General features: G+C 55.9%; 4 protein-coding genes. 1 reads left to right on the forward strand and 3 read right to left on the reverse strand.

Going from position 1 to position 6717, the window contains the following annotated elements; all coding sequences use genetic code 11:
• From AC1DRJ_RS16770 to tssA, 3 genes are all read right to left on the reverse strand, one after another.
• Positions 1 to 642 (reverse strand): type VI secretion system contractile sheath domain-containing protein (locus tag AC1DRJ_RS16770; protein WP_477803138.1); only part of this gene is annotated, 642 nt, incomplete at its 3' end.
• 26 nt (positions 643 to 668) lie between these two features.
• Entirely contained in the window at positions 669 to 1172 is a 504-nt protein-coding gene (tssB, locus tag AC1DRJ_RS16775) for a type VI secretion system contractile sheath small subunit (RefSeq protein WP_477803139.1), read from the reverse strand.
• A 32-nt stretch (positions 1173 to 1204) separates the two neighbouring features.
• Entirely contained in the window at positions 1205 to 2761 is a 1557-nt protein-coding gene (tssA, locus tag AC1DRJ_RS16780; protein ID WP_477803140.1) for a type VI secretion system protein TssA, read from the reverse strand.
• Positions 2762 to 3464: 703 nt separating this feature from the next.
• On the opposite strand from tssA, the gene tssI reads away from it, so the two are divergent.
• The coding region (tssI, locus tag AC1DRJ_RS16785) for a type VI secretion system tip protein TssI/VgrG (protein ID WP_477803141.1) at positions 3465 to 6717 on the forward strand (3253 nt) is incomplete at its 3' end.

Here is a 6717-nt window from a genome sequence, read left to right on the forward strand (position 1 = left end):
GTGAACCTTCAGATCCTTCAGGTCCGGCAGACCGGTGAAGCTTTCCAGGCCGAAGAATTTCGGGCCGGCCGCGGCAATGAACGGCGCGTGGGACATGCAGGCGACGCTGGACACGTACTGCATCAGTTTCACGTCCGGCGAGCTTGGGGACATGAAGTAGTTAGCGATGATCGCACCCACAGGTTGACCACCGAACTGACCGTATTCAGCGGTGTAAATATGCTTGTACAAGCCCGACTGCATCACTTCAGGCGAGTCTTCGAAGTCGTCCAGCAAGTCGTCTTTGGAGACGTTGAGGATTTCGATCTTGATGTTTTCGCGGAAATTGGTGCGGTCGACCAGCAGTTGCAGACCACGCCAAGACGATTCCAGCGACTGGAAATCAGGATGGTGCAGGATTTCGTCCATCTGACGGCTGAGCTTGGCATCGATCTCGGCAATCATGCGGTCAACCATGGCTTTCTTGACCGGCTCACCGTTGTTCTGCGGCTTGAGCAGCTCTTCGATGAAGGCCGACACACCGCGTTTGGCGATGTTGTAGGCTTCGTCGTCCGGGGTCAGGCGGGTTTCGGCGATGATGCTGTCGAGAATGCTGTATTCGCCGTTCTCGTTGCTCTTTTGCTGTGCTGCGCTAGTGCTCATTGTTGGCTTCCTTGACTGATAGAGACTCAGGCGTCCTGGGCGGCGGCGTTCAAGCCCAACTCACCCAGTACGCGACCGCGGGATTCGTCGTCGGCGAGCACGCCTTCGATGGCTTTGCGGAACGCAGGCGCGTTACCCAGCGGGCCTTTGAGGGCCACCAGCGCGTCGCGCAGTTCCATCAGTTTTTTCAGCTCAGGCACTTGCTCGACCAGACTGGCCGGGTTGAAGTCCTTCATCGAGTTGACGCGCAGTTGCACGGCCAATTCTTCAGTGTCGCTTTCTTCCTGAAGACGGTTCGGTACGCTCAGCGTCAGGCTCAGCTCTTGCTTGGCCAGCACTTCGTCGAAGGTCGTCCTGTCGATGCTGATTGGCTTGCGATCTTCGACTTTGCGTTCGTCCTTGCGGTGGGTGTAGTCACCGATTGCCAGTAGCTTCAACGGCAGTTCGATCTCTTCCTGTGCACCACCGGTGGCAGGTTTGAACGTGACGTTGATGCGTTCCTTGGGGGCTACCGAGCCTTCTTTGGCCATGGCTTTTCTCCTTGCGGTTGTGGCCCTGGGGCCTATTCGAGTACCACTTCAAGATCGAGGTGGCACAGCCTGCGATAAATCTCTTCCTTGCGTTCACGTACGGCATGGTTCTGCGGCAACAACTCGCAGCAGCTATGCAGTAAATGCAGCACTTGCAGCGCAAGATCGGGCTCCCAGGCGTGCAGGCCTGAGTCCTGTAATGTTTGGTCGAGGGTTTCAAGTTGGGTCTTGGCCAGTTCGTATTTCTTGGCCATGAAGCACAGCCGCGCGAGGGCGAACTGCCAGAAGAAACGAACGCGTCCGCCTTGGGCGCTTTGCAGGCCCTGCTTGAGAATCTGCACGGCAGCCTTGAGGCCGTCCTTGCGCAGGATCGGCAGGACATCTTCCAGGGCCAGCTCCCAGGCCGGCTGGGTGTCCGCGACTTCGAACTTGCGCGGCGCACTGGGGGTTTGCAGGTGGGGCATGACGTTGGCGCTGATCCAGGCGCGGGTGGCCGGATCGGCGAACGGCGCGCCATCGTGGTAACGCAATTCGATGATGCCGGGCAGGCGCTGAATCAACAGCGCGAAGTGGATTTCCACTTCGCGCATGGCCATCTCGGCGTTCAAGGCCTGAAGGCATTCCCAGACCAAGCGCTGGCCGTCGAACCAGAACGGCGCCTTCGCGAGACTCGCCTCCAGTTCCACCAGCAGGTCGGCGTATTTGGCTTGGTCGTAACGGTCTTGATAAGCCTTGAGCTTTTCCGCCGGCAAACCGCGCAACACAGTGATTTGATCGGCATTACGCTCGGGAACAGCGTCGATGGGCAACCACAGCAGCGTGCGATTAAGGCGCAAGGCGCGCAGGTCGGTGGCCTTCTGCTTGAGCCACCAGGCACATAATGGTCGCGCGCTCTCTTGTTGGGCGCGCAGGGCCTTGTGGGCTTCTTTTTCGTTGTCGATCGGTGCGCCGGGGGTGAACAGCTGCGTGGCGGCTTGTTTCACCTGGGCTACCGCAGCGCCGACCACACCAGGTTCTGGTTGGTTATCGGCGGCGCGCTGGACCCTGTTTTTCAGGCGGCGGGAGATCGGCAGCAGCAGCGGCGCATCGTCACCCAAGTGCTCGGTACAGGCGGCATCGAGGCCTTCAAGGTGTTCGACCAGCCGCCGGAACATCGGTAACTGCTCTTTGATCGCGACGTTTTCGGTAAGAACCTGCTCAAGACGCGGCACCAGCCAACTGATGGCAGCGGAGCGGGTGCGGGGCTTGCCCGGGTGAATCTCGGTCCAGTGATTTTCTACCAAATGGTGCAGCAGGCCGAGGCCGGCCAACAGCCCTTGGAAAGATTCACGCTGGTACAGAGCCCAACTCAGCCACGCGCCGACCCGCAAATCCTTGGACTGGGTGCGCAGCAAGTTTTCGCTGATTTCACAGATTTTCAGCCAGTCGATCTGACCGCTTTCGTGCATGGACGAGGCTTTCGCCAGCTCGCTTTCCAGCGCTTCATAGTCGCCCGAAAAGCGAACGTCCTCGCCCGCGAAATTCTCTTTGGAAACAGAGACTTTTGCGAGTTCAAGGTAATGCGCGGAAAGTTTGCTTGAGTAGGACATCCATTGCCTTTATTTAGAATTACGGTCATACACGCAATGAACATTTCAGCGATGTACAACCGTATCAAAGAGCTGCGAAAAAACTTATCCAATTGAAATCATGCTCTTTCAAGCGCCGCATCTAACTTACGATGATGACCACTATCGAGCATTCAATTAAACAACGAAACGAATTGATTTTTATTTGACAAAGGGGGTTGCCTTATATGTTGAAGGACACCTGCCAATGTCGATTTAATCTTAAAATCATTACCTGACACCCATGAAACCACCGAAATAGAGCCACCAGCGAAGCCTGATGCAATTGATTGGCTGCAGACTCCCGTTGAAGGCGTGCAGCATGCCAACAATTAGCAAGGAATAATGTAGGAACAATCCGAAATGTTTCCGCTTTTTTAAAAGAAACGAAACCAGTCAATTCAGGCGCAAAAACCGCCATCGGATTGATAGCACTTCAATCTGACTAAATACTCAATTTCAGCACGACACCGTGTGACTGCCATAACTTCGCTCGTCACCGCAAGGTAATATCCTGAAGTACGGAAGTTTCGGACAGTGTTTCCAGCCGCGTCCTACATCAACCCTTTTAATACGTTGTTAGCGTGCCAGACATTAACGCTTGCTCAGGCCGGGCATGGCTCTGGCAGCGCTACTTATTCCCCCTCAGCTCAAGGACGAGCTCACAAAGCAAAAGGATAAGCGAATGCTCGCACCGGCCAATGCCGCTCAATTCACCTTGGTGATCCCAACGGTCCGCAATGATTTCAAGGTGCTCGCCTTTGAAGGCACTGACACCATCAGCGCCTTGTATTCAGTTAACGTCGATCTGGTCAGCGAGTACCCGGATATCGATCTGGAACGCCTGCTCAACCAACCTGCTTTTTTGCAGTTCGGCCTTAACGGCAAAGGTATTCATGGTCATATCGCGGGGGTATCCGCGGGCGATGTCGGTAAACGCCTGACCCGCTACCGCGTGAACCTGGTGCCGGCGCTGCACTTCTTGCAGTTCAGCCACGATCAGCGGATTTTCCAGCGCCAGACGGTGCCGCAAATCATCGCCAAGGTACTCAAGGGGCATGGAATCCAGGCGGATGCGTTTACCTTCCACGTCAGAACGAGTCCCGAGCGCGAATACTGCACCCAATACCGGGAAAATGATTTTGAGTTCGTCCGCAGGCTTTGCGCCGAGGACGGTATTGCCTGGCACCATCAGCATTCTCCGGAAGGTCATTTGCTGGTGTTCACCGATGACCAGACCTTCTTCCCAAAACTGGGCGAAACCCCCTATCAGCAAGACTCCGGCATGGTGGCGGAGCATCCCGTCGTCAGCCAGTTATCCATGGGTTTCAGCACCCGCCCCAGCAAGGTTACGCGTCGACACTACGACCTGAAACGCCCGAGCCTTTTACTGGAAAGTCGCTTCACCGCTGAGTTCAGCCCCGAGCTTGAAGACTATCGTTACCCACTATTTTTCGAGAGTGAAAAACTCGGCAAGCAGCTCGCCCGGCAGGCGCTGGAACGACACCGGGCCGACTACCAATTGGCCGAGGGCGAAAGTGATCAGCCTGGTCTGCGCAGCGGCCACTTTTTCAGTCTGACGGATCACCCACGCGCTACGTACAACGATCTATGGCTGCTGCTAAGCGTCACCCACACTGCAAAGCAGCCACAGGTGCTCGAAGAGTCAGTCACCAGCGCCGAACCCAAGGACGGATTTACTCAGGGCTACCGCAACAGCTTCAGTGCGATCCCATGGGATGTGTTTTATCGACCACCGATGCCTGCGCAACGACCAGCGCTCGTCTGCCAGACCGCCCGCGTCACGGGGCCTGCCGGTGAAGAGATCTACTGCGATGAATACGGTCGCGTCAAAGTCGAATTTCATTGGGACCGGGCTGAGCACGACAGCGAAAAAAGCAGTTGCTGGGTTCGGGTTTCCTCCGGTTGGGCGGGGGAATATTTCGGTGCGGTGACCATTCCGCGTATCGGCATGGAAGTCGTGGTCACCTTCCTCGAAGGCAATCCCGACCATCCCTTAATAACCGGCTGCATACCGAACAAGGTCATGCCCACGCCCTACCACCTGCCCGAAAACAAAACCAAAACCGTACTGCGCAGCCACAGCTCCCCCAGCACAGGCGGTTACAACGAACTGTCGATTGAAGACCGCGCCGGGCAGGAGTTGATCTACCTGCGTGCCCAGCGGGATTTGGAGCAGAAGATTGAAAACGATAGTCGGCTGGAGGTGGGCAACGAGCATCGGGAAAGCATCAAGGGCAACAGCATCGTCGTGCTCGGGGCTGAAGAACATCACACGGTTACGGCGGATCGCAAGACTCAGCTCAAGGCCAGTGACTATTTGCAGATTGCCGCAAGCAGCTACACCCGAGTCGGCGAAGCGCTGGTGGTTGAGGCTGGCGAGCACGTTCATATCAAGGCCGGGGCCAGTCTGGTGCTGGACGCGGGCGCCAGCATTACGTTGAAGGCCGGCGGTCACCATATCGTGATCGATGCGGACGGGGTTTTCAGCAGTAGCGAGATTGAGGTGGGTGGCTCGCCGGGTGCGGGGATGGCGGCGCATGCGTTGTTGCCGGGGACGGTGGCGGGGTTGTTGGCGGCTGTCGTGCCTGAGTCATTGGAAGAGGATGAGTTGGAGGAAGAAGAAGAGGAAGTCGAAGAAGAAGGGATTACTTTACGGATTGGGGTGTTCTTTGACGGTACGGGAAACAACAAAGCCAACAGCGAAACYGTGGCGGCATGTTATTCACCGGACGCCAATCTGGCAGAGGCCGCCGAAGAAATACAAAAACATTGTGCGGCTTACGGGTACGACGGCAACGGGAGCTCGCCGGACAATAGTTATGGGAATGATGTGAGCAATATTGTCCGGCTTTACAAACTGTATGAAGACCGAGCGGACGAAACGCTGTTGCCAGAAGCAACGACGACCTCAATCGCTATTTATGTCGATGGCATCGGGACCACGAGCGGTGGTGAAGACTCTCGTTACACCCAAGCAACAGGGCGGCTGGGCGAAACAAGTGTGGTTGCCCGAGTCAAACAGAGTCCAGCGTTAATAATGGAACAGATACGCCGACTGGATGAGGCGAATCCAGAGATGAAAATTGATCGGATTGAATTCGATATTTTCGGCTTCAGTCGAGGTGCGGCAGCGGCGCGGCACTTTACAAACGAATTGCTAAACGGCGAACACAGCATTCTCGCGGAATCACTGCCGGCCGGCTCGCCGATCTTGTCCAGCAACTTCAACTGGCGCCTCAAAACTGATGTCATCATCAATTTCATCGGCCTGTTCGATACTGTCGCATCGATCGCCAACCCATGGTTGCTCGACTTCACTGGAACCAACAGCAGAAACCCCGGCGTCAATCTCAAACTCCCGGATGACTGTGCAAAAAAGGTTGTTCACCTAGTCGCTCGAGACGAAGTCCGTGAAAATTTCGCCCTTAACAGCCTCGGTGAAACAGACCTGATTTTGCCCGGCGTGCACTCGGATCTCGGCGGCGGTTATTTGCCAATAGCCAAGGAAAAACTTCTGCTGGGTAAGCCTTTTACAAGCACCATCAGCGAGAGCAGAGCTGCGACCCGTAGTAACGCTTACCTTTCCGCCGAAAAAGAGGCATTCGCCTGGTATGAAAAAGGCGTAATCGACTTCGACGGTCCGGGTAACGAAATCAAAGTGGCGTATTGGGAAAGACCGTTACCCCTATCAAGAGAGCGAGGTACGCCCAATACCGATCCAGAGAAGAAGGTTTTTGCAGCGGCCGCCATTGAGCGCCCGGTGCGTGGCGAACTGTCGCTGGTGTATTTACGGATCATGCGTGAGCTGGCAGTGAGACACGGTGTGCCGTTTGACAACATCGATGCCAATGACCCGAAACTGGCTCTGCCTGACGAACTGGAACCCATCCACAAAAAGTTACAGGCATATGCCC

The organism is Pseudomonas sp. P5_B2, assembly GCF_056400445.1.